26 protein-coding genes, 1 tRNA gene, 1 pseudogene and 1 other annotated feature are annotated in these 25591 nt (G+C 37.4%); of the genes and pseudogenes, 14 read left to right on the top strand and 14 right to left on the bottom strand.

Annotated features, from left to right (window positions below):
- The first annotated feature begins 273 nt into the window (after nt 1-273).
- A complete protein-coding gene (locus HPT25_RS19395; protein WP_217269765.1) occupies nt 274-681 on the top strand; it encodes a thiol-disulfide oxidoreductase DCC family protein in 408 nt (135 codons plus the stop codon).
- A 76-nt stretch (nt 682-757) separates the two neighbouring features.
- Here the strand turns inward: HPT25_RS19395 and HPT25_RS19390 are convergent, their stop codons facing one another.
- The 3 genes from HPT25_RS19390 to HPT25_RS19380 form a co-directional block, all read right to left on the bottom strand.
- Nucleotides 758-1168: a VOC family protein gene (locus tag HPT25_RS19390; protein ID WP_173067951.1), complete on the bottom strand. Its 411-nt coding sequence runs from the start codon at nt 1166-1168 to the stop codon at nt 758-760.
- Between the two features lie 87 nt (nt 1169-1255).
- Complete coding sequence (locus HPT25_RS19385) at nt 1256-1807, bottom strand: GNAT family N-acetyltransferase (RefSeq protein WP_173067948.1); 552 nt, start codon at nt 1805-1807, stop codon at nt 1256-1258.
- A 520-nt stretch (nt 1808-2327) separates the two neighbouring features.
- Entirely contained in the window at nt 2328-3113 is a 786-nt protein-coding gene (locus HPT25_RS19380) for an arylamine N-acetyltransferase family protein (RefSeq protein WP_173067944.1), read from the bottom strand.
- A gap of 86 nt (nt 3114-3199) precedes the next feature.
- Between HPT25_RS19380 and HPT25_RS19375 the strand changes: the two genes are divergently transcribed.
- From HPT25_RS19375 to HPT25_RS19350, 6 genes are all read left to right on the top strand, one after another.
- On the top strand, nt 3200-3877 hold the full coding sequence (locus HPT25_RS19375) for an SOS response-associated peptidase (RefSeq protein ID WP_173067941.1): 678 nt from the start codon (nt 3200-3202) through the stop codon (nt 3875-3877).
- A 200-nt stretch (nt 3878-4077) separates the two neighbouring features.
- Nucleotides 4078-4338, top strand: a complete 261-nt coding sequence (locus tag HPT25_RS19370; RefSeq protein ID WP_217269764.1) for a hypothetical protein — start codon at nt 4078-4080, stop codon at nt 4336-4338.
- Nucleotides 4339-4472: 134 nt separating this feature from the next.
- Nucleotides 4473-5834: an IS1182 family transposase gene (locus HPT25_RS19365; RefSeq protein WP_173060338.1), complete on the top strand. Its 1362-nt coding sequence runs from the start codon at nt 4473-4475 to the stop codon at nt 5832-5834.
- 101 nt (nt 5835-5935) lie between these two features.
- Nucleotides 5936-6175, top strand: a complete 240-nt coding sequence (locus HPT25_RS19360; protein ID WP_376767983.1) for a hypothetical protein — start codon at nt 5936-5938, stop codon at nt 6173-6175.
- 12 nt (nt 6176-6187) lie between these two features.
- Nucleotides 6188-6421: a hypothetical protein gene (locus HPT25_RS19355; RefSeq protein ID WP_173067932.1), complete on the top strand. Its 234-nt coding sequence runs from the start codon at nt 6188-6190 to the stop codon at nt 6419-6421.
- Between the two features lie 95 nt (nt 6422-6516).
- Nucleotides 6517-6774 (top strand): RraA family protein, encoded by a 258-nt coding sequence (locus HPT25_RS19350; protein WP_281368218.1) that lies wholly within the window; start codon nt 6517-6519, stop codon nt 6772-6774.
- A 110-nt stretch (nt 6775-6884) separates the two neighbouring features.
- Here HPT25_RS19350 and HPT25_RS19345 read toward each other — a convergent pair whose 3' ends face one another.
- Both HPT25_RS19345 and HPT25_RS19340 read right to left on the bottom strand, forming a co-directional pair.
- Nucleotides 6885-7385 carry a GNAT family N-acetyltransferase gene (locus HPT25_RS19345; protein WP_173067926.1) on the bottom strand — a complete coding sequence of 167 codons (501 nt, stop codon included), beginning with the start codon at nt 7383-7385 and terminating at the stop codon, nt 6885-6887.
- A gap of 108 nt (nt 7386-7493) precedes the next feature.
- Nucleotides 7494-8006: a hypothetical protein gene (locus HPT25_RS19340; RefSeq protein WP_173071289.1), complete on the bottom strand. Its 513-nt coding sequence runs from the start codon at nt 8004-8006 to the stop codon at nt 7494-7496.
- 477 nt (nt 8007-8483) lie between these two features.
- Here HPT25_RS19340 and HPT25_RS19335 point away from each other — a divergent pair.
- Nucleotides 8484-8557 (top strand) — tRNA-Pro (locus HPT25_RS19335).
- Nucleotides 8558-8635: 78 nt separating this feature from the next.
- On the opposite strand, the gene HPT25_RS19330 is transcribed toward HPT25_RS19335, so the two are convergent.
- Both HPT25_RS19330 and HPT25_RS19325 read right to left on the bottom strand, forming a co-directional pair.
- A complete protein-coding gene (locus HPT25_RS19330; RefSeq protein ID WP_173067921.1) occupies nt 8636-9169 on the bottom strand; it encodes an isochorismatase family protein in 534 nt (177 codons plus the stop codon).
- A 146-nt stretch (nt 9170-9315) separates the two neighbouring features.
- Entirely contained in the window at nt 9316-10908 is a 1593-nt protein-coding gene (locus HPT25_RS19325; RefSeq protein WP_173067918.1) for a long-chain-fatty-acid--CoA ligase, read from the bottom strand.
- Nucleotides 10909-11092: 184 nt separating this feature from the next.
- On the opposite strand from HPT25_RS19325, the gene HPT25_RS19320 reads away from it, so the two are divergent.
- Nucleotides 11093-11497, top strand: coding sequence for a hypothetical protein (locus HPT25_RS19320; RefSeq protein ID WP_246277235.1), 405 nt, complete (start codon nt 11093-11095; stop codon nt 11495-11497).
- 141 nt (nt 11498-11638) lie between these two features.
- Complete coding sequence (locus HPT25_RS19315; RefSeq protein WP_173067915.1) at nt 11639-12529, top strand: alpha/beta hydrolase; 891 nt, start codon at nt 11639-11641, stop codon at nt 12527-12529.
- A 103-nt stretch (nt 12530-12632) separates the two neighbouring features.
- On the opposite strand, the gene HPT25_RS19310 is transcribed toward HPT25_RS19315, so the two are convergent.
- Nucleotides 12633-13151: a YbaK/EbsC family protein gene (locus tag HPT25_RS19310; RefSeq protein WP_173067912.1), complete on the bottom strand. Its 519-nt coding sequence runs from the start codon at nt 13149-13151 to the stop codon at nt 12633-12635.
- A gap of 147 nt (nt 13152-13298) precedes the next feature.
- On the opposite strand from HPT25_RS19310, the gene HPT25_RS19305 reads away from it, so the two are divergent.
- The 3 genes and pseudogenes from HPT25_RS19305 to HPT25_RS19295 all read left to right on the top strand — a co-directional run bounded on the left by HPT25_RS19305 (nt 13299) and on the right by HPT25_RS19295 (nt 15920).
- The gene (locus tag HPT25_RS19305) at nt 13299-14195 is read left to right on the top strand and encodes an alpha/beta hydrolase fold domain-containing protein (protein WP_173067909.1); all 897 of its coding nucleotides are present in this window, start codon (nt 13299-13301) and stop codon (nt 14193-14195) included.
- A 29-nt stretch (nt 14196-14224) separates the two neighbouring features.
- On the top strand, nt 14225-15070 hold the full coding sequence (locus HPT25_RS19300; protein ID WP_173067906.1) for a pentapeptide repeat-containing protein: 846 nt from the start codon (nt 14225-14227) through the stop codon (nt 15068-15070).
- 60 nt (nt 15071-15130) lie between these two features.
- A pseudogene (locus HPT25_RS19295) lies at nt 15131-15920 on the top strand (GNAT family N-acetyltransferase).
- Nucleotides 15921-16091: 171 nt separating this feature from the next.
- Here HPT25_RS19295 and HPT25_RS19290 read toward each other — a convergent pair.
- Both HPT25_RS19290 and ilvA read right to left on the bottom strand, forming a co-directional pair.
- The gene (locus HPT25_RS19290; RefSeq protein ID WP_173067903.1) at nt 16092-16811 is read right to left on the bottom strand and encodes a YebC/PmpR family DNA-binding transcriptional regulator; all 720 of its coding nucleotides are present in this window, start codon (nt 16809-16811) and stop codon (nt 16092-16094) included.
- Between the two features lie 239 nt (nt 16812-17050).
- On the bottom strand, nt 17051-18316 hold the full coding sequence (gene ilvA / locus HPT25_RS19285) for a threonine ammonia-lyase IlvA (RefSeq protein ID WP_173067900.1): 1266 nt from the start codon (nt 18314-18316) through the stop codon (nt 17051-17053).
- A gap of 83 nt (nt 18317-18399) precedes the next feature.
- Nucleotides 18400-18655 (bottom strand) — a binding site (T-box leader).
- 221 nt (nt 18656-18876) lie between these two features.
- Here ilvA and HPT25_RS19280 point away from each other — a divergent pair.
- Nucleotides 18877-19383, top strand: a complete 507-nt coding sequence (locus tag HPT25_RS19280) for a gamma carbonic anhydrase family protein (RefSeq protein WP_173067897.1) — start codon at nt 18877-18879, stop codon at nt 19381-19383.
- A gap of 63 nt (nt 19384-19446) precedes the next feature.
- On the opposite strand, the gene HPT25_RS19275 is transcribed toward HPT25_RS19280, so the two are convergent.
- The 4 genes from HPT25_RS19275 to HPT25_RS19260 all read right to left on the bottom strand — a co-directional run bounded on the left by HPT25_RS19275 (nt 19447) and on the right by HPT25_RS19260 (nt 25372).
- Complete coding sequence (locus tag HPT25_RS19275) at nt 19447-20772, bottom strand: MFS transporter (RefSeq protein WP_173067894.1); 1326 nt, start codon at nt 20770-20772, stop codon at nt 19447-19449.
- A 389-nt stretch (nt 20773-21161) separates the two neighbouring features.
- Complete coding sequence (locus tag HPT25_RS19270) at nt 21162-22826, bottom strand: SpoIID/LytB domain-containing protein (protein WP_217269762.1); 1665 nt, start codon at nt 22824-22826, stop codon at nt 21162-21164.
- A 154-nt stretch (nt 22827-22980) separates the two neighbouring features.
- On the bottom strand, nt 22981-24183 hold the full coding sequence (locus HPT25_RS19265; protein ID WP_173067888.1) for a serine hydrolase domain-containing protein: 1203 nt from the start codon (nt 24181-24183) through the stop codon (nt 22981-22983).
- A 190-nt stretch (nt 24184-24373) separates the two neighbouring features.
- Nucleotides 24374-25372: a transglutaminase domain-containing protein gene (locus HPT25_RS19260; RefSeq protein WP_173067885.1), complete on the bottom strand. Its 999-nt coding sequence runs from the start codon at nt 25370-25372 to the stop codon at nt 24374-24376.
- Nucleotides 25373-25591 lie beyond the last annotated feature (219 nt).

Genomic DNA, 25591 nt, shown 5'->3' with positions numbered 1-25591 from the left:
TGTTAGTTTTCGTGTTAATCTTAGGTTTTGTCTGGCCCATAGACACATGTATTCCTTTGTTTGCTTGGCGGAGGAAGCTTTTAGAATGGCTTTCGTTAATTCATTTTGCAGCGGGATGTTATTCCTCCTGCCTTCGGCGCTTGCACAATTGGAAATTTCGTCCCTTATAGCCTTGTTAACTCATTATCCCACATATTTCCCATTACCTCTTTTCATGTATTTTAAATCTTATCTAATCCATTTGTGTTAAACTAAGAATACTTTTAGATCATTTTGGCTGGTGATGTTGTGGAGCAAATTATTTTGTTTGACGGTGAGTGTCATCTTTGTAACAGCAGTGTTCAATTCATTATAAAAAGAGACCGGAAGGGATATTTTAAATTCGCCTCTCTTCAGGGAAAAACCGCTCAAAATCTCATAAAAAAGTATAAAATGGATATTGCGGTCGATAGCTTTGTTTTAATCAAGAATAAGAAGGTCTATTATAAATCAACCGCAGCATTACTGGTATCCCGTCAATTAAACAGTTTTTGGAAGTTATTTTCTATTTTTCTTTTTGTCCCGCCGATGCTAAGGGATTTGGTATACGAAATCATTGCCCATAACCGTTACAGATGGTTTGGAAAAACAGAAAGCTGTATGCTTCCAAAACCTGAATGGAAAAACCGCTTTTTAGATTAACATGTCTATATGAAGCTAATAAATCTTTCCCTAATCAAAATAAAAAAGCACTCGAAAGTGCTTTTTTCTATTACTATTATGATTTTTGGTGATTGAGGTCCCAAATGACACCATACGCATCTACAACTTTTGCATACTTAGCTCCCCAAAATGTATCCTGCAGCTCCATGTGAACCTTACCATTTTCTTTTAAAGCATCATATATTTTTTGAATTTCTTCCTCTGACTCCAGATCAAGAGCTAAAGAAACGTTGTTGCCTACAACAACAGATTGTCCAGGAAAGCAATCAGACGCCATGATAAATAGATCATCCTTTTTAAATTGAACGTGAATCAGCCGGTCGTTGGCATTTGGAGCATCCTTATAACCTGCATCCGCATACGTTTGCAAATTTAATAATTCTCCTCCGAAAATACTCCTATAGAACTCCAATGCTTCCCGCGCATTTCCATCAAACATTAGATATGGGGTTGCTTGACCTCTCATCTTTAACACTCCTTTTCAATTTAACCATAAGTATTATTTACTACACCTATTAAAATAAAACCTGCATACTGGGAAAAACTTTTTTCATCACGCGCCTCGAAAAGAAGTTTTGTGAAAATGACCTATATATTTAAACAATTCTTCACCTGTTTCAGGCACTACCACTTCATCACGTAATTTCAAATACATCGCTTGATAGGGTTCTGGAACCCAAATATAATGATGAATATATTCTGTTAGATGGAAGCCGCATTTTCCCCAAAAATGAACCCTGGCCAAATTTTCAGAAGAAATATCGGATTCTACCTCAATAATCAGACTGTTGAAATGAGAGGCAGAAAGACACCATTCTTTAATATATTGGATCATTTCCTGACCAAGCCCTTTTCCGCGCATTTCCTGGCGAACAGCCAAATAGTCAATCAATAATGCGTTAATACCATTAAGTTTTCCTGTTATGGCCATTGAAATAACTTCTCCATTTTTAGATCCGATATGTAAATAACAAATTCCTTTTTGGAACATATGACGAATAATTTTCTCTGGCTTTGCTCCTTTATTCCCAAATGCCTGTTCATATATAAAGCAGACATTTTTCCATACCTTTTCGTCCCATTGATCAACTGTTCGAAAATCCATAAAATCACCTTTTTACCTTTCGGCTAAGTTTTAAAGCAAACCACCGGCTTCAAATTAAGCAATATGCATTCACTGACTGTCCCATGATTCTCCGCGGTGCTTAAGTAGATAACCGGTCCCGCTGCTCCATTCTCCCGGAGGAAATAACTTTATCCTCTGTTCAACTACAAAGGAAATACGCGTACATTTTCTCGGAATCTTTGTTCCTTCTGCCCCGTCCATTTAAAAGGATCGTATCAAAAACATGCTTTATCTTATCTTTGCTCTAAACAGATGCAAACTCCATTTTATCAAAAAAAAGAGACCCTTGATCAATTGTCAAAGGTCCAAACGAGAGCAAATTAAGCTCTCACATTAGGAGGTCTAAACTCAGAAGAATTTAAACAATTTCATTTTACCATTTTCTAAATTTTCTTTCAATATTTAAAGTGATAAAGGATAAAAGTAATTCTTAAGAGGGGCCCTAAACTAAGGTCCGTTGGCATAGGTTTTTGCTAGTAATTTGAAATCGCCATTCTTATTATTTAATCTCAATTCCAAAATGCTGTTTAGCCAGTTTGATAAAGGCTTGCCACTCCACTTTCTCCTTGATTTCATCTCCATTAAAACGTTGTGTCATAGATGAATCTGTTAGCGTCACTGTTCCGTTTTCTGTGAATTTCGTCATTAAATGCCCTTTATTAAATGAAGAATCCGGGCTTTCGGCAATAATTTGCTGTACCAAATTTAAATCAGCAATATCTTCAATCGGACGTACAGGATCAAATACGTACCCTATTCGCCAATCTGTATCCCTGTCTTTCAACTTCAATTCAAAAATATACTCTCCATACTCACTTTTTGTCTTCTGAACTCGAAACTCTCCATTGCGGGACACGACCACATCGCCATTTAACGGGACGGGTTTTAACGGCAGGTTTCCGCCAAATCCTGTATCCACTAAAAATTTCTGGCCTTCGTGTGTTACTATATTTAAGACGTGTGTTCTACCTGTCCTACTCCAAGATTGCGTTTCACGATTATATACCGCCCCATAGACAAGTTCAGTATCAAAATCATTTTCTAATAAAAAGAAGTAAAGGAGTGTATTAAGCTCATAGCAAAGACCTCCCTCTTGTCTCATTAAAATTTTATCTGCCACATTCTTCTTTGTTAATTTCCGTAAATTCCGATTCATAATACACAGGTTCTCAAAAGGAATCATTTTTGCCGATAGCTCAAGAATTTGCTCCAATTTTTCAAAGGAAATCTCTTCATTCTGTGGAAAACCAATTCTATTCCGATATGCTTTATTAATATCAATCATTTAAACTCTTCCCTCTTTTTCGTTATAATAATGAAAGAAATTCTCGAACATTAATTAGATTCAAATTTAATATTGGAGTGATTTTCATGTGCGGCCGCTTCACATTAACTGCCACTATTGAGGAATTAATCGACCGTTTTGCCATTCAATCTTTTTTGGATGAAGAAAACTATTCACCCAGTTATAATATAGCACCATCCCAGTCTGTATTGGCAATTATTAATGATGGCATTTCAAACCGAATGGGTTTTTTAAAATGGGGCCTAATTCCACCTTGGTCTAAAGACCCTTCGATCGGCAATAAATTAATTAATGCCCGTGCTGAAACACTCCCGGAAAAACCCAGTTTTCGTCATGCTTTCAGGAAGAAACGTTGTTTAATAGTTGCAGACAGTTTTTATGAATGGAAAAGAGTAGATACTAAAACAAAATCCCCTATGAGAATTAAACTGAAATCTGAAGAATTGTTTGCAATGGCTGGAATTTGGGAGCATTGGAAATCACCAGAAGGAAAATCACACTATACTTGTTCTGTTATTACGACCATCCCCAATAAGCTGATGGAAGATATTCATAACCGTATGCCAGTTATTCTTAGGCAGGATGATGAAAAAACCTGGTTAAACCCATCTATAACTGATATGCAAATACTACAGAGACTGCTAGAACCCTATGACGAGAACGAAATGGAAGCATACGAAGTTTCTTCCCTAGTAAATTCTCCTGCAAATAACTCTATAGAACTAATTCAAAAAATTGGCTGATGCACATTTTACGAAGTATGGACATGTTCACTACATGCACGTCCAAAACCAGCATATAATTTTATTAACCCATTAAGTTTTTCCTTCTTTAAAAAGTGGCTGCCGCCACTTTCTTTTTTTGCTTAAATTTAATGAATGGTCTTTCTCTAGATCACTGTGAATATATTATAAAAATGCAAAAGTACTCCCTTTTCATGTATATGAAACAGAAAGGAGAATATAAGGTGTTTTTCCTCCCTACCAACGTTAATATTGAGCAAATTAAAATTGGAAGCCCTGATCATAAAAGTAATTTATCCTTTGGTTCGAATTTTCATATCAAAAGAAATGTCAGCGGGAAAAAGAATCAAGGATTCGGCCAGCAAATGGCAGACTTTTGCACAACCATCATCCCGATAACCACTGTCTATGATGACGAAATAATTGATTCACCTTCCATTAAAATAAATCGAAAAATATAATATACCTGAATCAATTTCAAAAATCTGAGCCCTACGGGCTCAAGGCTTTTAAACACCAAAAAAAGGAGTACCTCCCCAAAATGTCTAAATAAGTAAGCACCACACAAACTTATAAGACTGGAGGAAGACTCCCTATGGCTATTATAAGACAAGGAAGCCTATTTGGACTACAAGAATTATACGATTTAGAACCTACCCATCGTTTTGAAGCTGTTTTTTCTGCTATCAACATTGAACCAATCTTCTCTGTGGTAACGAAGAAATCTCGTTTTGGTAGACCTGTTGAACTGAACTATGCAGCTATGATTTACTCTTTAGTTGCCCGATTAATGGAACGAATTCCTTTTATTAAAGATTTGGTGATGAGATTAAAAAATGACATGGTTTTCCGTCTAGACTGCGGATTTTTGGTTTCTGATACTGTACCTTCAGAAGCAGCTTATTCAAGAATGGTGACAATCCTCAGTGAATCTAACGTTCTTGAAAAGGTTAAGGAAACGATTCTTTATCAAGCCATTACAGAAGGATTTGTCACTGATGATACAGTAGCTCTTGATGCCACACACTTTGAAGCAAAAGATCAGGCACCTCAAAAAGAGGAAAAACCAAAAAACGAACCTAAGAAACGTGGGCGTAAATCGAAAGAAGAAAGAGAACAATGGTTGATTGAAAAAGCTGATCGCGAAACCAATCTACCTCTTTTTGAAAAGAAAATTGAAGAACAGTTAGACGTTACTTTAGATCATCTTCGTGCTGAAATTCCCAAAAACCCTGAGTGGGGTGTAAAGAAAAACAGCGAAGGAAAGAACGTATTTTGGTATGGATATAAGGCTCATTTAGCTGTTGGAACAAAAAGCCAATATATTCTTCAATCGCTTTTCTCTTCTGGTAATTTGAATGACGGAAAGGCTGCGATTCCTTTATTAAAAGGAATTCAAGAGCGTGTTCAACTTTCAACTTTACGGTACCATACGATGGATGCTGGGTATGATTACGAACCGATTTATGAACAAATTCACCGGATGGGTCACCAATCTGTTATTGCCTATAACAAGCGTAATGAACCTGAGATAGAAGGTTTTGATAAACATTTCGCCCCCACTTGTTTCCGGGAACACTCGTATCGATATGATAGTTTCGATCCGAAATACAAAACTCTCAAATATACACATCCAAAAGAATGTAAAAATTGCCCTTTAGCCAATGAGGGTATTTGCCAAAAGACCTATAAAATAAAAATCACGACAGATCTTCGAAAATATACAGCACCGGCCCGTGGTTCGAAAGCTTGGAAAACTGTCTTTAAACGACGTACCGCTGTGGAACGTGTGAATGCTTATCTCAAGTTATACTTTCAACTAGACAATGTTCGTTATCGAACAGGAAAGCGTGCCAAAGTTCATTTTGACTTAGTCACCTTAGTTTATAATGCCTCAAAATTAGCAGTTGATCGTATCAGAAAAATGTTAGAATGCCCGCAACAACAAGTAGCGTAGTTTTAAAAAATTGAATAAGTCCCGTTAGGGACAATCTAGACTTTTTTAAAAAAGGAAATTATGAAATTGATTCACCTAAGAAAAAAATATAAATGGGAGTGATGAAATTGAATTTTGCCCCAATGGCCATCAATTTTTTAGGATTTAAGGTAAATTCATTGGACAATTCTTCCCTCGTAAACCTTGGTCCCAGCCAATTTTTCGATCAATTTGTTTCATATAAACGGAACCAGGGAGTTGGAGAGCAAAACGGCGATATATCCCCGATTTATATTCCAATTTCATGGGTAATCGATCCTGATGTAAACGACAGTAACACAGCTAAAAACAGTATTATCTAATGAGGTGATCAGGTGATTTTTGCACCGATGGTTGTGAACATTGGAGGCATAAAGGTTAATACGTTTGATCATGCTTCGATCTTAAATATGGGACCCAATCAGTTCATTGACCAGTTCGTATCCTATAAAAGGAATCAAGGATATGGCGAACAAAATGGAGATGTGGTTCCGATCATCATTCCAATCTGTACGATTTATGACTCAGACTTTAGTGACAGTTGGACCGGAAAAGCTAGTATCATTTAAAAAATACTGCTGGAATTCTGGCAGTATTTTTTTCTTAAGAAAATCATTTTATTTTTTGGTTAATTTGAATCATTGTACAATTATAACATCTGCAATTGAAAGGGGATTTTTCCAGTGGAAAAGCAGGAGTAGGAAAAATGAATATTCCCATTTCATGTGGCGGCATGACAGTACATCCAGGCGATATTATTGTTGGTGACGCCGACGGAGTTGTTGTCATTCCTCAAGCAAGAGAAGAAGAAGTTTTGTCAAATGCAATACAAAAGCTAAAGAAAGATCAGGAAAGAGAAAAGCAAATTTCCGGTAATCGAGAAGCCGGCCTAAAACATTTAAACGAACTTCTTTCAAAATAACACCTAAACCCCATTTCCTTATATGGTCATGGGGTTTTCTAAGTATTTTTCTTGCAGTGAATAATATATTATCCAAGATATTCAGATTATTAAAATAAAAGATCCAAATTTCACTCTATTTTTAAATGATAAATGAACATGGGTCCCGTCCTTCCCATTGCCCTTACACCGTGATCAGTAAATCCACATTTTTTATAGACATGCTGGGCTCGTATATTATCCTCGTTTACAGCCAAAATAATTTCATTCACCAACGGAAAATTAATTTGGACAAATTCCGGAAGTAACTGGAGTGACTTTTGTGCAATGCCTTTACCCTGAAATAACATGTCGACCGAATAAGCACGTAAAAGAAGGGCTTGTCGATTACTGGAATATTCCTTTACACCTTTCCAGCCATGCAGTACAAAAAAGCCTGCGAGTTGACGGTTATGTAGAATCTTGATCGGAAATCGATCAGTTTCCATTTCACATATAGCTATTGCTTTAGAAGGATGCGCAGTAAATCGTTTCTGATCTTCCAATAGAAAATAACCTTCAAATAACGGCCGGTCAATTGAATGATAAAATTCTAGACTTACCCCATCTTTATCTGCTGAAAACTTTTCCATTTTTAACCTCCACTATAAAACCTAAAAACGGTAAAAAGGAGCTAAATAAAAGCCCCTTAAGCTGACTTAAACTCTAAACCCTTCCATTAAATGATTAAAACTATTACGTTAGAAGCCAGTTGAACCTGTAGCTCCACCTATACTTCCCATGCCGGTTGAACCAGGAAAGCCTCCCATACTGCTCATACCTGATGATCCAGGGAAACCTCCCATGCCACTCATACCTGATGATCCAGGGAAGCCTCCCATGCCACTCATACCTGATGGTCCAGGGAAGCCTCCCATGCCACTCATACCTGATGATCCAGGGAAGCCTCCCATGCTGCTCATACTTGATGATCCAGGGAAGCCTCCCATGCTGCTCATACCTGCTGAACCTGGAAATCCTCCCATGCTGCTCATACCTGATGGTCCAGGGAAGCCTCCCATGCCACCAGGGAATCCCCCCATCATCCCATAACTGCTATGACCAGGGTATCCACCGTAGCCACCGTAGCCAGGATAGCCTGGATGCCCAATATATCCAGGATAGCCACCCATTCCTCCACTAAAACCTGGGTATCCACCCATTCCTCCAATTGTTCCAGGAAATCCTCCCATGCCGCCCATAAATTGTCTCATGTCATTCACTTGAGCATCCTCCTTTGAAATAGGTTACAGTCTAGACTATGTTAAAAATGAGATAAAGCATAGGCGAATATCCCGCATTTTGTGATAAAATGGCTGGGTGCTGATTATGACAAAGAAAAATAATTATCCTCACGAAGAAATCCGTTTTCTCATACAGTCTTTGAGCGGTGCTTTTATCCGAATAGGATGTGGTAGCTGTATATGAAAAGTCCTAATAATGATCATTCTTTTATGGATATCTTATTATAGAAGGTATCCCTGGATTCTGCGAATTGTCCTTCATTCGCTCTATAAAGAACAAAATGTTATTCGTAAAATTATAGTATATTTTAAAAATTCACACAAACAAAAGTTCTTAATCCTTTGTTTTTTGCAACAAAAATCAAACTATTCCAAATTTTACAGTATTTTAGTTGAAACCGTTCCGAAATTTCAATATACTTAAAATAAATATGATTTTTCAATTCTCGGGAAGTAGCTCAGCTTGGTAGAGCACTAGTATGGGGTGCTAGGTGTCGCAGGTTCAAGTCCTGTCTTTCCGATAAAATTCAAAGCCCACCTTTTTTGAAAGGTTGGGCTTTGAATTTAGATAATCACATCAAATTTCTTTATGTGTTTATTCAAAATCTCACATTTTCCGAAGTGATTACGGAAATATGATGATCCACTGTTTTTACTGAGTTTAAATTTTGATTATGATGTTGAATAATCAAATCTGCCGCGATCACCCCTTCCCCAGTAGTATGGGCGTCTGCCACCAATGTCACATTAAATCCTTGTGTAACAGCGCTACGGCATGTCGTATCAACGCAATATTCTGTTTTGGCACCTACAACAATTAAATTTGTAATCCCTAAATTATCTAATTCCTGCTTTAAAGTTGTATCAAAGAAAGAATCCGTGCTTTTTTTGTGAATAATAATATCCGATGGTTTTGGAGAAATTCCCTTAGTAAATTGCCAAAACGGTGTGCCTCTCTCCAAAAAACTGCCTGCCGCTTCTTCATGTTGAACATAAATAATTGGTATCTGATTTTCCTCTGCTCTAGTAATCATGTTTTGGATAACTGAAATAATTTCATCCCGTTTGTATGTCCCATAAAGCGGCCCCTCTTGTAAATCGATAACCAACAATGCCGATTTCTTTTCTCCCATTTGTTCTCCTCCATTTTGAAAGATTAAAAGGATAAAATAAACAAAATCATTTATAGTATATCGTGAGATGGAAAAAAGTGGTGTAAAAAACTTTCATTATAAAAAGACCGCCGGGAACATTAGATTCCGACGGTTGATTTCAGCTATTAATTTATAAAACGACCTGTTTTCCCATGACTATTCCAATATTCATTCCGGAGATGAACTTTTTGTATTTTTCCTGAGGCCGTTTTGGGCAACTCCTCCACAAACGTTACTCCCGTAATCGCTTTAAAATGAGCTAACTTTTCACGTGAAAAAGCTATGATCTCAGCCTCAGTAATAGAGTGGCCCTCTCTTGGCACAACAAAGGCATGAGGCGTTTCTCCCCATTTCTCATGGGGAACTGCAATTACTGCTGCCTCAAGAACTCCCAGGTATTCATACAATACACCTTCTACTTCAATCGATGAGATATTTTCACCACCACTGATAATAATATCTTTCTTTCGGTCAACGATATCAATATACCCATGTTCATCAATGGTTCCCATATCCCCAGTATGCAGCCATCCATTTCGAATCGTTTCCATTGTAGCCTCAGGGTTTTTCCAATATCCCTGCATGACACCGTGACTTCTCGTCACCACCTCGCCAATTTCTTTTCCATCATGGACAACTTCTTCCCCGTTCTCATTAATGACTCGAACATCGGATCCAATCATGGGATACCCTGCTTTTGCTTTCATTCTTGCTTTTTCCCCTGGTGAAAGGAGATCAAGCTGGGCGAGGATTGAAGAGACCAAACTTAGCGGAGCAGATTCCGTCATCCCATACACTTGAATGAACTCCCAGCCAAGTTCTTTTTCAACCCGAGTTACAAAAGCTGGAGGAGGTGCAGATCCGGCAATAACTACACGGACATCCTGCTCGATTTCCAGGATGTTTTTTTCATAAAACTGAAGCAAAGAATTTAATACGGTAGGTGCCATGTGCAAAACCGATACTTTATGTTCTTGGATCGCGTTAAAAATAGACTCAGGTGTGGCGCTTTTCAAGCAAATATGGGTAGCTCCGTTTGCAGTATAATAAAACGGCGAGCCCCAGCCATTAACATGGAACATAGGTAGAACATGCAAGTATACATCCTTATCAGTGACGCGTAAATGATGCATCGTGCAAAGGGCATGGAGGTAATTATTACGGTGCGTCAGCATGACACCTTTTGGATTTCCTGTTGTACCGCTCGTATATAACAAGCTGCAGACATCATTTTCATCGAGTTCCGCACGTGTAAACGTTGTTTTAGGATAGGTGGATAACCATTCGTTGTAATCGATTTCATTTGTTTCATCAGCTTTATATTGAACAATTATGTGCTCAATTGTTTCCAATTGTTCTTTTACTGGTTCAATCAGATGATAAATATCCTGATCAACGAACAGTACCTTAGATTCACTGTGATTCAAAATAAACAGATAATCCTCTGGCTTTAGACGAATATTAAGCGGTACCATGATCGCTCCAAGTTGAAAAACTCCATAAAAACCTTCTAGCATTTCCAGTGTATTCGGCGGAAGATATGCAACTCTGTCCCCTTTTTTCACACCCAAGTCTTTTAAGCCATGTGACAGTTGGTTGACGCGTTCATTTAACTGCCGGTATGTAAATACACGTTCATCACAATACACGGCAGGTTTGTCACCATATAACCGAACTGCACGATCCAAGAACTCAGGCAACACTAAAGGCACATTCATTTTGCTTCCCTCCATGAATTAATTTGAATTTTCTTACTACAATTCTACCATATCTATTTCTATATACCTACAAATAATGAAAAATGAGAGATTATAATTTGTCTAAAAATGTTTTAACAAAAGAAGTCTTTTTTCAAGCTTACGCCCATAATATAGAAAATACGTTCGTAAGGAGGCGGGGATTTTGTTGCAAAATAATGGGTCCTTGATTACAGGGGAAATGGTTGACAGATACTACGAACTAAACAAACAGAAAAAAGAAATTGAATTGGAAATGAATAAACTAAAAGATACGTTTCATCATTATTTCAATCAATTAATTGGAACGAATGATAAGGGTGAAATTACTATTAACGGTTACAAACTTCAAAGACAGATTCGCAAATCTGAAAAATTTAACGAGGAGGTAACCGTTAAAAGATTAGAAGATTTAAATATGAATGACCTAATAGAAGTGATAAAAAAACCAAATGAATCAAAAATAAAATCCGCTATTCATCTAGGATTTTTAAACCCTGAAAATCTGGAGGACTGCATCATTACCACCTATTCTTCAGCAATATCTGTTAAACCAGTTATTCCAAGATAATCTATTTTTCAAGAACTTGCTTCCCTTTTTCATGAGAGGAGGCATGTTCTTTTTTTCATCATTTTAAATAAAGGATTTACCCAATATTATGGAGAAATACTTATACGTATTCAGTTATTTCCGATTGAAAGGGGAAAAGAAATGGCCAGTCAAGAAAGTATCATGATCAGACAGTATTTAAAAAGCTTTTCATCTAATCAAACTCAAGAATTTAATCTTGAAGCTGCACGAAAAGGATTAGAAGCAATGTCTGCACTGACACCTGTGGCGCCGGACATTAAAGTTGAAAAAACCATTATTGATGGGATCCAGGCAGAATGGGTATCTGCTCCTAATGCGTTGGAAGATCGCGTATTTCTCTATCTGCATGGGGGCGGATACATAATGGGCAGCTGCAATACGCATCGATATTTAGCTTCAAAACTTTCACGTTCAACCAAAGCTCGAGTTTTAGTACCAGAATACCGGCTGGCACCTGAACATCCATTTCCAGCAGCGATGGAGGATGCAGTCCGTGTCTACCAATGGCTCATTTCCACTGGCTATTCACCTGAAAAAACCGTGATTGGCGGGGATTCAGCTGGTGGCGGACTTACTCTTTCTACTCTTTTATCCTTGAAGGATATGGGTGAGAAATTTCCTGCTGCAACTGTGCTATTATCACCGTGGACGGATTTAGAAGGCACAGGTGATTCAATGATCACTCGAAAAGAAGCGGATCCATGGCTTTCGCCTGAACCAACGAAAGCTTCACCCCAACTATACATTCGTGATCTTGACCCTCGGCATCCCCTAGTATCGCCTATTTATGCTGATTTAGAAGGATTACCTCCAATGATAATTCAAGTAGGGAATGATGAAATCCTGCTCGATGATTCCGTACGTCTTGCCAATCGTGCTCGTGAAGCCGGTATCGAAGTTGATATTAAAATTTGGGACGATATGTGGCATGTATTCCAAACATTTACTATCCCAGAAGGCCAGCAGGCAATCGATGAAATCGGGGAATATGTGGAGGGAAAATTGAATTAGTGTAGTTTAAATGTAACAGTCATCCATTGCAAAATGGATTCAAATATTTTACCAAAATAAAGGCATTCCTTATTTCTAGGACTGCCTTCATTTTGGAGCCACCTTATATGACTTCATTACTTAAAATAATGTTTTCGTTTATAGGAGATTCCTCCCAGCCCTTGCAAACATTAACCCATCCCTTCGCAAATGAATATTGGACAATTTCTTCGCATGTTAATTCAATCGCTGAATTGGAGCTGCCGCAGGCTGGAAAAACGGTCTCAAACCGTTTCAGTGAAATATCCATAAAAACATCAAGTTCATTTGTTAATCCAAATGGACAAACACCACCGATGGCATGCCCTGTTTGCTCAAGAACTTCATCTGGATTTAACATTCTTGGCTTTAAACGAAATGCTTCACGAAATTTTTTATTATCAATTTTTGCATCACCTGCAGCCACAACCAGAATGGCCTTTTCCCCTTCTCCACGGAAAGATAATGTCTTTGCAATACGTGCAGGGGCTACTCCGATTGCTTGTGCTGCCAGATCTACCGTAGCACTAGAGGTATCGAACTCCATAATATCTTTTTCTCTGTTCCATTGTTGAAAATGAGTCTTTACATTGTCTAATGACACAGAAATGCCCCCTTTCCAAATTGTATAATTTGTATAATAGCATAGTTTTACAATTTTACCATAAATATCTCCCCTCCACTTGCTTCTTGTAAAATGAATATGCCATTATTAATGTTGTATATAAATAACAATGGAGAAGTGTACATAATGGGTTTAATTATTGAAAGAATGCTGAAAGAATTTAAGGCGAAAAAAAGAATACTGTTGGACGAAAAAAATCTTGTGGCCTTGATGGACCAAAAACGTGTGGAAAACGCCAAACCATATATATTCCCAAAATATCTTGAACAAAAATTCGGAATCATTAAGGATACAAAAAATGGAATGGATAGCTACATATTAAAGGGTAGCAGCTTTCCAGGGGATACATATATTCTATATTTGCATGGAGGAGCTTATATAAATCAGCCTACTCCGGAACATTGGAAGTTCCTTCAAAAATTAGTTGTGAAGATCAATGGAACTGCCATGGCCCCAGTTTATCCGAAGGCCCCCAACCATCATGTTCATGAGTCGTTTGAAAAAGTGCTTCCAATCTATGAAGAACTGCTTTCCAAAACAGAGCCGAAAAATATTGTTCTGATGGGTGACTCCTCTGGCGGTGGATTCGCATTAGCATTAGCTCAAGTTTTACAAGAAAAGGGACTCCCGCAGCCAGGAAATATCATATTGCTTTTTCCTTGGTTAGATCTAACCATGACAAACCCGGAAATTAACGAGTTAGATTTGGAAGAAAAAGACCCTATACTGGGTGTAAAATATTTGGCTGCTGCGGGCAAAGCATATGCAGGAGATGAGGACCTGTCAAATTATTTATTAAGTCCGATTAATGGTAACATGAAAGGTTTAGGGAAGATTTCTGTATTTGTTGGTACACATGATATCCTCTACGTAGATGCCCGCAAACTTAAAGAAAAAGCGGATCAACTCGACGTGAAAATAAATTATTATGAATTTCCTAATATGATCCATGGATTTACCCATTCCCCATTTCCAGAAGCGGATCGGGCGTTTGAAAAAATAGTGGAAATTATCCAATCATAATATATATTAAATCTAATGTGGTGATTGTATTGTTAAAAAGTAATGATATTCAAACTATTCGCAGCAGTTTGCGATCTGATTGTGAAAACTGCTTCGGGTTGTGCTGTGTCGCGCTAAATTTTGCTGCGACTGCCGATTTTGCCATTGATAAGGGGGCAGGTATTCCCTGCCCTAATTTGCAGTCTGATTTTCGATGCGCTATTCATAAAAGTCTTAGGCATAAGGGTTTTAAAGGGTGCACAGTATTCGAATGCTTTGGTGCAGGACAAAAGGTTTCGCAATCCACTTTTAATCGAGTCGATTGGCGACAAAACCCAGAGACTGCTAAGAAAATGTTTGCTGTTTTTCCAATCATGCAGGAACTGCATGAAATGCTTTTATACGTGACCGAAGCTTTGGCAATAAAGGCCGGCGCTTCCCTTACAAAAGAACTTGAAGTCATTCTTGAGGAAACTAAGAGGCTAACACAGCTTGACGCTGACAGACTTTTAGAATTGGATATACCAAACATAAGGGCAAATGTAAATACACTTCTTTTGCAAATAAGCGATCTGGTTCGATCACGGTTTAATATGACTTCGAAAAATCAGAAGAAAGTTAACCGCCGCGGAGCGGATCTCATCGGGGCAAATCTGAAAGGAGCAGATCTCTGTGGAGTAAATTTTAGAGGGGCTTATCTTATAGCTGCTAATCTTCGAAACTCTGACTTAAGTGGCGCGGACCTGATTGGTGCCGATTTGCGAGATGCTGATCTAAGTGGTGCTAATTTAGGCGAAAGTATTTTTCTGACCCAAATGCAAATTAATTCTGCCAAAGGAGATTCACAGACAAAATTGCCATCACACATTGCCCGCCCTTCGCATTGGTCAGTCTAAATAAGATACATAGTTTTTTATCTTAATATGAACGAAAAATACTCATTATGGGAGTTTACTATGAAATTAATAGACAAAGTCCTGCAGTTAGAGATGGCCTACCTGGACACTTTTACTAGTAGAATCGAAACTGATTGGGGATCCTTATTCTTCAACGAGGAACAACCAAAATACTATGATGCTAACCATGCACTTGTTCATGAAGTCCCTAAAGAGCCTAAAAGTGTAATAAACGAGGTCATGAATTTTTACAATGAAAGAAAATTGATTCCCCGATTTTATATCTATCAACCTGAAAAACAAAAAAGATTAATAGAAGAATTGGATAAACTTAGCTTTAAATCTGAAGAATTGACTACTACTCTTCAATGTTGGAATCATGAAATCAACGAGTTCCCGTGCAATAGAAACGTTTCTATCGAAAAAGTGACCAAAAAAAATTTTCATGAAGCATTAGCCGTGGAATGCAGTATTAAGGAGTTTGGCGGTAAAGAAGTCCGCGAAAAAGCATTTGCTGCAGAGTTTAACCACCCCTTCTTCACACATTATCTTCTTAGATATGGTGGCACAGCCTGTTCAACTGCTTGTATCTTTGAACATGGAAACCAGGCTCGAATTGGAAAGTGTCGCTACCTTAGCTGATTTTCGAGGTAAAGGGTTGATCGGTGAACTAGTATATTTTTTGCACAAAGAAGTTAAGAAAAAAGGAATAGAGAACTTCTGGGTGTTTCCGATTAATGAACGAGTTGAAAAGGTTTATGCGAAATATGGTTTTAACACAGCTGGAAAAATAAAAATGGTACATGCTTTTTCACATGGAAGAAGCATAAAGGAAATACAGGAAGGCTGAATGCACAATTGGATAGATAAAGAAAACTCACCGACTGGCGAGCACGGCAAGGCGACGACAAAGGCGTAGTTGCCCATATGACTGATAGGAAAGTTATGATTTCTTATCGGTTAAAAAAGGTAAGCAATATACATGCTTACCTTTTTTATTTGTTCAGTACAATGAAATGTTTTACTCACCTAAATCAACATTGTGATACACTTGTTGAACGTCTTCAAGGTCTTCTAAGGCGTCAATCATTTTCTCGAATTTTGCCATTGCGTCCTCAGGAAGAGTGACTTCACTTTGCGGAAGCATCGATAGTTCCGCAACGGAAAATTCTGTTATTCCTGCGGCTTTAAATGCTTCTTGAACGGCGTGGAATTGATCGGGCTCCGCATAAACGATCGTATGATCTTCTTCTTGAATAATGTCGCGGGCATCAACATCTGCTTCCATTAAAATTTCCATTACTTCTTCTTCTGATTTCCCTTCAACACCGATAACAGCTGTCGCATCAAACATATAAGCAACGGAACCGCTGACACCCATGTTTCCACCGTTTTTACCAAATGCTGCACGAACATCAGATGCCGTACGATTCACATTATTTGTCAAAGCATCTACAATGACCATGGAACCGTTTGGTCCAAAACCTTCATAGCGAAGGCTGTCATAGCTTTCTTCAGACCCACCTTTAGCTTTTTCAATCGCACGATCGATGATGTGGCGGGGAACATTGTAGGTTTTCGCACGTTCTAGAACGAATTTTAATGCTTGGTTTCCTTCCGGATCAGGTACACCTTGTTTGGCAGCAACATAAATTTCACGGCCAAACTTGGCAAAAATACGGCTTGTATTCGCATCTTTTGCTGCTTTTTTATCTTTAATATTATTCCATTTACGACCCATTCAAAACACACTCTCTTTCTTCATTAAATCAGCTCAAGATCATTATATTGAAATACTCTTTCTATATATATCAATCCTGATAAACTATATTAACAAGATTTTTTCACAAGTAATATTATACCTTATTTCAATGATTTGTTAAGTGTCTGATTTTCAAATTTCTCTTGAATCAGCATTTTAACTCTCATTACATATAAAAAAGCCCAACCGTGTTTGGTTGAACCTTCTTATGTTCACTTTTAAACTAACATTTGAAATAAAGTACTGTCTTTGTTGACTTCCCTGTAAAGAAAACCTTTGGCCTTTATTCGTTCTACTAATGAGAAGTAATCCTCTTTATCCTTCAGTTCAATTCCTACCAGTGCAGGGCCTGTTTCGCGGTTATTCTTTTTCGTATATTCAAAATGGCTGATGTCATCATTTGGCCCAAGTACATCAAATAAAAACTCGCGAAGTGCTCCTGGCCGCTGTGGAAATTGAACAATAAAGTAATGTTGAAGGCCTTCATAGAGTTTTGATCTTTCCTTAATTTCCTGCATTCTGCCAATGTCGTTATTCCCGCCACTGACGATACAAACAACAGTTTTACCTTTAATTTCATCCGCGTATGTATCTAATGCGGCAACAGATAACGCTCCAGTCGGTTCTACTACGATTGCATTTTCATTGTATAGTGATAAAAGCGTGGTACACACTTTGCCTTCTGGGATCACCACAATATCATCGATAATTTCTTTGCAAATATTGAAAGTTTTGGTTCCAACTGTTTTAACCGCTGCACCGTCGACGAACGGATCAATTTTATTAAGCGAGATTACATCTCCTTTTAAAATGGATTCTTTCATTCCGGGCGCACCTTCAGGTTCCACTCCAATAAGGCGAGTTTCCGGTGAATAATGTCTCAGGTAAGTACCAACCCCAGAAGCAAGGCCTCCACCGCCAATTGCTGCAAAGACATAATCGATTTTTTCAGAGCAATCATTTAGAATCTCTACTGCCACTGTTCCTTGCCCTGCGATCACGTCGTAATCATCGAATGGATGGATAAATGTCCTGTTTTCTTCTCGGCAGCATACCATGGCTTTTTCATAAGCATCATCAAATGTATCACCGATAAGAACAATTTCAACACTGTCTTTTCCCCAAAATTTAACCGAATTCACTTTTTGTTTTGGAGTTGTACTTGGCATGAATATTTTCCCGTTAATTTTTAACTGATGACAGGAATAGGCCACCCCCTGTGCATGATTTCCAGCACTAGCACAAATAATCCCATTTTCCATTTCTACCGGACTAAGTTTTTTAATACGATTATAGGCACCGCGAATTTTAAAAGAGCGCACGCTTTGCATATCTTCACGTTTTAAATATACATTGCAGCCATATTTTTCAGATAATAAATGGTTATATTGCAATGGAGTCGGTGAAACGGCATCCTTAATATTATGACTAGCAATGATGATATCCTCTACATTTAGTGTTCTTTTATCAACTTGTTGACTCATGGAAAATCTCCTCCAATTTTTCCTTCGATTTCTCAATTGATCATTTCAATGTTTATATACAACAAAAAAACTCGTCCCCTAGGAATAGGGACGAGTTTGCTCGCGTTACCACCCTACTTCCGCTGCATTAAGCTTTGAATATTGCAGCGGCTCTCGACTACGTACAATCCATCATACGTGTTCCATTTTAACGGCGGACATTCCCGGTATAGCTTACTGTTCTATTTCAGCTATACATCTCAGAGATGATCTTCAGATAGTCCTGCCGCCGGCTCCCACCATTTGCCAGCTCTCTTTGAGACAAGGTACAAATCCTACTCTTCTCTTCATCGATTCATGATTAATTTTTAACTAGGTTACCACCGAAAAAAATCCATGTCAATATTTTTTGACTATTTTTTATATTTAGATAATTATTAAAGCGCTTACATATTTTTGGTGTCAGGCACCATGTGATTTTTTCACATAGTGCCTGACACCACTTTCTTGATGATTGATGCTATAATTAGGAAAAGGGTATAAATTAGACTATTCTGATATTTTTAAAAGGAGGGATTTTGATGATAATTCCCTATAATGGTAAGTCTCCTTCTATTGATGAGTCAGTGTTTGTTGCGCCAGGTGCTTATGTGATTGGGGATGTTAGGATTGGGAAGAATTCGTCCGTGTGGTTTAATGCTGTTTTACGGGCTGATGATGGTCCTATTATAATTGGTGAGAGGTGCAGTATTCAGGATAATACCACGATTCATATGTATGAAAGCTGCGTCATTGAAGATGATGTAACAGTAGGACATAATGTTGTGTTGCATGGTTGCAAGATCGGACAACACTCTATTATCGGCATGGGTTCCACCATTCTGGATAATGTAGAAATTGGAGAGGAATGTATTATTGGAGCGAACACACTCCTTGCTGGTGGCATCAAAATTCCTCCTCGCTCACTTGTACTAGGCTCCCCCGGTAAAGTTGTAAGAGTGCTAAATGAAAAAGATTTGCAAATGCTACAAATGTCAAGTGAACACTACGTACAGAAGGGCAAAGAATTTAAAGAGATTCTAAAATAGGCATTTAAAAATCCACCCAAGAAATTGAGTGGATTTTTATGAGATTACATAATTATTTCCTATTTAAGATTTACTTGATTCAGCCGTTTTTGCCGGGATCAGGAAGCTTAATAATACTGTTACTACACTTAAACTAAAGGCATATAAAAATATGTTTTGCATTCCCGTGACGATGTTTACTGCATGATTAATAATCAAACCCATAATCATTACACCAATGGACGTACCGATATTTCTTAAAAACATTTGCAATGATGTCGAGATTCCTTTAATATTTGCCTCGGCAAATTCTTGCACAGCGATCGTGCCGATGGCAAACAAAAGTCCAAAAGAAATACCCTGAACCGTTAAAATCATAAATAACGTGACATAGGACATTTCTTTAATAAACAAAAATAAAATAAGTCCTGTAAATGCTGTTATAAAACTGCCGATGATAAACAGATTTTTGTAACCGAAACGCAAAATCCATTTTCCTGCAGGTATACTGCCAAACATCCAACCTGCTGCAATACTTAACAAAATCAAACCGCTCTTATAAATACTCATATGACTACCCTCTTGAAGATACAGTGGAATAAAATTCGAGGTACCGAAAAAGGATAGACAGTAAAATAACATGAACAGATTTGTAGTTAAAATCCCTTTGTTTTTAAAAAGGGTTACCGGTAAAAATGGATGCGCTTCCTTTCTTTCGACAATAACAAACACAATAAAGGAGATTAGGCTAATCATTATGTACCAAATCGGATATTTAACATTCGTAGCAAGCAATAACATTGTGATGGAAATCCCGAAAAGAATAAAACCTTTATAATCAATATAGGTCTTTTTAAATTCAGTCTCTTCATGGTAAGGCACTAAACATAAAATCGTAGCAATTCCAATAGGAACGTTGATAAAGAAAATCCATCTCCATGTTAGCACTTCAACAAAAAACGAGCCCATGACCGGGCCAATGATCGAAGAAATTGCCCAAATACTGCTAAACACAGCCTGAATGCGGCCACGCTTTTCGATTGTATATAAATCACCAACAATGATCAATGACAGTGGGATCATACCACCTGCTCCAAGACCTTGAATGCCTCGGAAAATAACGAGCTCCACCATTGAATTAGCAATTCCGCAAAGAATTGAACCAATCGTAAATAAACCGACAGAAATCATCAACAGCCTTTTGCGTCCGTACATATCCGATAATTTCCCGTAAAGCGGAACCGTCACCGTACTCGCCAGCATATACACAACAAAGATCCAAGCAAACAACTCCATGCCGCCAAGCTGTTTAACGATGGTCGGACTTGCCGTTTGCATGATGTTTGCATCAAGTGCTGAAATTAGGGTGGTGATAACTAACCCCCAAAATACATATATATTTCTATTCATAATAACCCTCCCCCTAAAAAACACCTTTCTAGCACTGTTCCACTTTTTACTAAATACAAAAAAATGACGCAACAATCATTATAGCAAATGGTTGATCAATTTCTCCAACTTCTTGTTCATTTTTCTTTAAAAATAGGCTAATTTAATCAAATGGTATAAAAAAGATCCTATTATACATGTAACTTAGATCTTTCTACAATAAAGAAAACTCGCCGACTGGCGAGCACGTTATTGCAAAGTCAGAGGTGTAGTTCGCCAAAAAGCACAACTTCTCGACTGCGAGGCTAATGCTCACGAAGCATCCCTTAGTGCACTTATGCCTGATAGGGAAAAGTATCCTATCGGCTGAAAAAAGCCCCAACATATTGTTGGAGCTAATTTCTCAATTATTATAGGGCGTGGATTAAACTACCGCTGCTAGAAAATAGGTACCACTTGCCGTTTATATATTGACGATTTTGTACCATTGCACCACTTGCTGATAAATAGTATCGTTTTCCTTTATCAGTAATCCAGCCTGTTTCCCTAGCACCGGAAGAGGTCAAATAGTACCATTTATTATGATCCTTTAGCCAGCCTATTGCCATGGCACCACTTGAATTTAAAAAGTACCATTTGCCATTTACTTTTTGCCAGCCAGTTAGCATTTCACCATTTTTATTTAGATAATACCATTTACCGGCATCTTTCAGCCACCCTGTTGCTTTCGCACCATTTGATTTGTAAAAATACCATTTGCCAAGGGTCTTCTGCCAGCCTGTTTTTGTTGCAGAGATCATATCTTTAGACTGAACAGTTCCCCCCCCTGCTGTATCATACATTTTTGCAATATTCGTTCCATCATAATAAAACTTTAAGATATCAGTATATTTTTTCCCTTCATCCGCCATTTTTTTGGCGCCCCATTGACTCATTCCAACTCCATGGCCATCTCCAGAACCTTTTACTGTTACCATGTCCGAATCAGTTTGTATGTTATTTACCAAATAACTCCACATCATACGATTGCCTATAATGGAGCGTATTTTGGATGCACTAACATTTGTAAATGAGATTTGTTGAGGAATTAGCTTGCCATCCGCATCAACCATATCTTTAACCAAGAAATTAACCGTAATATCCCCTTTGCTAACCCGCCCTCCAGCGGTGACATCATGTAGCGAAAATACAGGAATAGAAGTAATTTTTATATCCTTGCCAGAATAACCGTTACTATTTAGCCATGTTTTAATATTATAGGTGATCGTTGAGTCCGCTTCATTGACGGATGACCACCAATCAGAAGCTTTTGTTAAATCAAGAGACGTAATATCAATTTGCGTTTTATGAAAAGAAAAGCTCCAAGGTGTGTCTGGATCATATGGATCCTTCTTAATCGCTAAATACGGAACTGCTGTTGTGCCCCACACATCATTATTGCTTTCGGTCATTCCGCCGTTGCTGGCAGAGTATACAGCAGAAATTAAATGACCATTATATTGTGCAACCTGTCCTACTGTATCATCTACTGCTTTAGTGGTATTCGGTGTCCAAATGTAACCGCCATATACCTGGTATAAAATAGTGTCATCGATAGTTCCACGATTAATATAACTCATCGCATAGGTTCTCGCTGCCACAGCCTGAGTTTTTAAAGCTTCAATGTTCCAAGCAGGATACATTTCAATCGGAACCACACCTTTTAAATAATCTTCAACATTAACTGTATTAACAGGGCGTACATATTGACTATTTTCCACAGAAAAATCAAAACTTCCTAAATATAATCGTCCATTAATCGACAATTGCGAATTTGCCGAAATCGGCTGTGCAGAAAAAGTATCGTAAGTGTTTAATGCATTACCGTCTTTATATAAGGATAATTTTCCATTTTCCTGTTTTAAAAGATAAGTATTTCCCGACTTTAATACAATATTCGAATCATTTGTATGATAATCGCCATTTGGCTTTAATGTAATTTCAGTCTTATTTCCCAAATAATTGATGAGCTTCACTTTGATCATCGGTTCTGATTGCGCAAAACTGTGCCCGGCTGGTAAAAAAGAAAATGTCATACCCAGAGCAAAGAAAAAGATCAGGATTTTTTTCAATTTAATAAATTCCCCCTCAATCTTCTAATCAATCAACCTGATGTATTAATCATATATTAGAAGAATAAGTGGGAACAAGAGTGATATTATTACCATTATTACCAATTGAAAAAACCCGCTATGAGCGGGTTTGATTTATATGAATATTCTTTAACAATAGATAGATTTGATTGTTTACAACACCTAACGATTTAACTCCATTCTGTACATTGGAAAACAACACAACAAAATTATTTCCATTTCGACTAAAGCTATTTAACACATTCCAGCCTGGCAAAACGCCATGGTCAGAATAGCTTCCAGGGTCTCGATACATTCCTAATGCATAGTTATGTTTAAATGGCGTAAAAAATACCTTTAAACTCGCAGCAGATATCAATTTTCCATTATAAAGAGCTTTATCAAATAAATACATGTCATATGGAGTCGTATAAATATCTCCACAGGCAAATAATTGGGACATATCAGGCAAAGTTGTAGAAATCATTTGTTTGTTTTTTATTTTATAACCATTGGCTTGATATGGCTCTTGTATATAGGTTTTCCCGAATCCGGTATGCTCAAGACCAGCTTGTTTAAAAATATGTGTGGTTACATATTGTTCAAGCGGCTCTTGCGTTAATTTTTCAATAATATACCCCAAAATGCTATAGTTGGAATCACTGTAATTCCACATTGTACCTGGTGGAAATTTCAAATGACCTTTAGCTATCTTTTTAATTAAATCATCATGTGATATAGGCTCTGTTGTTTCAGAATGCTCAGGAATCCCAGAGGTGTGTGTGAGCAGATTATATAAAGTTATTTTACGAGCATTCGGAAAATCAGGTAAATATTTAGCCAGAGGATCGTGAATATTTAATAATCCTTTTTCTTGAAGCTGCATAACCGCAGTTGATATAAACACTTTTGTAATAGAACCAATGTAGAAAACAGTCGAAGAATTATTTGACCGTTTTGTTTCCATATCAGCATAGCCATACCCCTTATTGACAAGAACGGTCCCATTTTTTACAACTAGAACAGAACCATTAAAGTTTAGGCTTTTTAAGTATTGGTCAATGACAGGTGCATTATTTATATCTTGAACCTTTGTCATTTCATTCGTATTTGATTGCGGTTTTTTTGTCACTGATTGATGTACCGATTTGGGCTCTTTAAGTTTAGCGGTTTCAGAATGATGGAAAAACTTGGGAATCAGTAATATTCCAGCAACAATGACCAATAGATATAAAAAACGTCTGACGAACGGTTTTAATCTTCTCCTTTTTTTTTGTCGAGACATAGGTGTGTGTACTTGTTCCCTTTGGAAATCTGCCATGAATTATCTCCTTACATTTCAAGAGTCAAAATCAGCTTTTTACCATTTTTTTCAAGATGTTAATACCCACTAAATTAAACATTACATGCTTTTCCTTCATGTGTCTACTAAGAAAAAATGATAATTTCATAAGAAAATGTAAAACATAGTTATATGCAAATAAAAAGCCTCTCTGCTATCCAGAGAAGCATTACCAAGGATATTCTCCTTCTTTGTGTTTATCGGATTTGTAAAAATACGCTGGATGGTAACTTCGAACAAATTTACCTGTATTTAGGTTAATAAATCCTGAAGCATAGGTTGGGTCTTCTGTCTGCCAAACGCCATTGAGCTTAATCTCATTCCATGCATGATTTTCACCGTAATCTACTTTTGCCTCAATACCGATTGCACGGTGAAGGGCCGCACTTAAATCAGCATAGCCAGAACATAATACAACCCGGTTTTCATATGTCGTCAAAGCAGAATATAACGGCGGGTTTGGACTATTTACCAATTGGGCATTGTAGGCAATGTTCTTTGCCACCCATTCAAAAATGGCCCTCGACTTTTCTGTATCAGTCTGTTTCCCAGCTGTGATTTTTTTTGCCAAGTTCACCAGAGTGGGATTATTACTTTGAACCATATAGCTTGGCTGTAAATATGGATCACCATTTGTTAAATGATACTCAGCATATCCCAAAACCTTATTCGGATCATCTGCTTTGCCATTGTAATATTCATTTAAATTGAGAATCACATCCCCTACTGAATAAGTGAGAGGAAATTCATAATGAATCGTACCATTTGTAAATGGCACTTTTATAGTTGTTTTCTTATTGGCTCTTGGTTCATCAATATATAATATTACCCCATTTGCGTTAGTATATTGTCCATATACCGTTTCCTTCCCAGTCACTACGAGTTTGCCATTATTAATCGATGCCCAATAAGTTTGGATCTTTGTTGGTGTATATTTTTTATCATAAGAAGCAGGGATCGAGGTTGAACTTGGCTGTTGATTGTTTCCCGAACTCATTGCCGTTGATTCCTTCGTTTCTTGCTGTGTAATGGGAACAGTCTGCTGAGCTGATGGATTTTCATTTAGGTTTATCATATTTTTTATTTGATCGATTGTCGGAACGACGCCTTGTTTCGATAGATAGAAATATGCATATGCGGCTATACAGAGAGCAAGTATTTTCCTCATAACCAACCACCTCGTCTTTCTATTTCCAAAATATAAACAGAAAACATGAAAAATACATAAAGATTTCAAAAAATATTGCTTAAAAATACTTCATTTCTAACATATTCGTCATCTTTCACAATTTTTATGAGGGGAGTTTCTTATATTCAAATGATAATTTATTTTTTTTAAGAATTTCTTAATATTTTTTTAATGGTTGCTGATTAGAAAAATGATAAA

The organism is Neobacillus endophyticus (assembly GCF_013248975.1).
GTDB classification, from domain to species: Bacteria; Bacillota; Bacilli; order Bacillales; family Cytobacillaceae; genus Neobacillus; species Neobacillus endophyticus.
Note: the sequence above shows the minus strand (reverse complement) of the source record. Positions and strands in the feature narration are given on the sequence as shown.

Excerpts from the sequence above, each read along its gene's own strand:
- HPT25_RS19390 (WP_173067951.1), bottom strand. The coding sequence starts at position 1,168 with ATGAGAGGTCAAGCAACCCCATATCTAATGTTTGATGGAAATGCGCGG.
- HPT25_RS19385 (WP_173067948.1), bottom strand. The coding sequence starts at position 1,807 with ATGGATTTTCGAACAGTTGATCAATGGGACGAAAAGGTATGGAAAAAT.
- HPT25_RS19380 (WP_173067944.1), bottom strand. The coding sequence starts at position 3,113 with ATGATTGATATTAATAAAGCATATCGGAATAGAATTGGTTTTCCACAG.
- HPT25_RS19375 (WP_173067941.1), top strand. The coding sequence starts at position 3,200 with ATGTGCGGCCGCTTCACATTAACTGCCACTATTGAGGAATTAATCGAC.
- HPT25_RS19370 (WP_217269764.1), top strand. The coding sequence starts at position 4,078 with ATGAAACAGAAAGGAGAATATAAGGTGTTTTTCCTCCCTACCAACGTT.
- HPT25_RS19365 (WP_173060338.1), top strand. The coding sequence starts at position 4,473 with ATGGCTATTATAAGACAAGGAAGCCTATTTGGACTACAAGAATTATAC.
- HPT25_RS19360 (WP_376767983.1), top strand. The coding sequence starts at position 5,936 with ATGAAATTGAATTTTGCCCCAATGGCCATCAATTTTTTAGGATTTAAG.
- HPT25_RS19345 (WP_173067926.1), bottom strand. The coding sequence starts at position 7,385 with ATGGAAAAGTTTTCAGCAGATAAAGATGGGGTAAGTCTAGAATTTTAT.
- HPT25_RS19340 (WP_173071289.1), bottom strand. The coding sequence starts at position 8,006 with ATGAGACAATTTATGGGCGGCATGGGAGGATTTCCTGGAACAATTGGA.
- HPT25_RS19330 (WP_173067921.1), bottom strand. The coding sequence starts at position 9,169 with ATGGGAGAAAAGAAATCGGCATTGTTGGTTATCGATTTACAAGAGGGG.
- HPT25_RS19325 (WP_173067918.1), bottom strand. The coding sequence starts at position 10,908 with ATGAATGTGCCTTTAGTGTTGCCTGAGTTCTTGGATCGTGCAGTTCGG.
- HPT25_RS19315 (WP_173067915.1), top strand. The coding sequence starts at position 11,639 with ATGGCCAGTCAAGAAAGTATCATGATCAGACAGTATTTAAAAAGCTTT.
- HPT25_RS19305 (WP_173067909.1), top strand. The coding sequence starts at position 13,299 with ATGGGTTTAATTATTGAAAGAATGCTGAAAGAATTTAAGGCGAAAAAA.
- HPT25_RS19290 (WP_173067903.1), bottom strand. The coding sequence starts at position 16,811 with ATGGGTCGTAAATGGAATAATATTAAAGATAAAAAAGCAGCAAAAGAT.
- ilvA (WP_173067900.1), bottom strand. The coding sequence starts at position 18,316 with ATGAGTCAACAAGTTGATAAAAGAACACTAAATGTAGAGGATATCATC.
- HPT25_RS19280 (WP_173067897.1), top strand. The coding sequence starts at position 18,877 with ATGATAATTCCCTATAATGGTAAGTCTCCTTCTATTGATGAGTCAGTG.
- HPT25_RS19275 (WP_173067894.1), bottom strand. The coding sequence starts at position 20,772 with ATGAATAGAAATATATATGTATTTTGGGGGTTAGTTATCACCACCCTA.
- HPT25_RS19270 (WP_217269762.1), bottom strand. The coding sequence starts at position 22,826 with ATGACATTTTCTTTTTTACCAGCCGGGCACAGTTTTGCGCAATCAGAA.
- HPT25_RS19265 (WP_173067888.1), bottom strand. The coding sequence starts at position 24,183 with ATGGCAGATTTCCAAAGGGAACAAGTACACACACCTATGTCTCGACAA.
- HPT25_RS19260 (WP_173067885.1), bottom strand. The coding sequence starts at position 25,372 with ATGAGGAAAATACTTGCTCTCTGTATAGCCGCATATGCATATTTCTAT.